Consider the following 262-nt stretch of genomic DNA (forward strand, 5'->3'; position numbering starts at 1 on the left):
GATCGTTGACGGATTGCAGGGAGAGCGCGCTAACGATGAGATCGTAGGGCGCGTCGACAACAGGAAGCGCTTCTCGGTCTCCAACGGTCGCGTACGTCCAGTATCGTGACCAATCTTCCAGCAGGACCATCGCCGGATCGAGCGTGTCCAGAACGTAGCCGTTTTCGAATGTGCGGTTCACGGGGGCGAGCCGTCCAATGATTCCACGTGCTGCCTCTGCCAGCAGGAAAGCATCGCCGGCGATCCTGACCGCGCGTTCGTG

1 protein-coding gene is annotated in these 262 nt (G+C 60.7%); it reads right to left on the reverse strand.

Annotated features, from left to right (window positions below; genetic code table 11):
* The coding region (locus Q5L94_RS13855) for a hypothetical protein (RefSeq protein WP_317498934.1) at positions 1–262 on the reverse strand (262 nt) is incomplete at both ends.

This window comes from Idiomarina sp. Sol25 (assembly GCF_033052775.1).
In the GTDB taxonomy this organism is placed as follows: Bacteria; Pseudomonadota; Gammaproteobacteria; order Enterobacterales; family Alteromonadaceae; genus Idiomarina.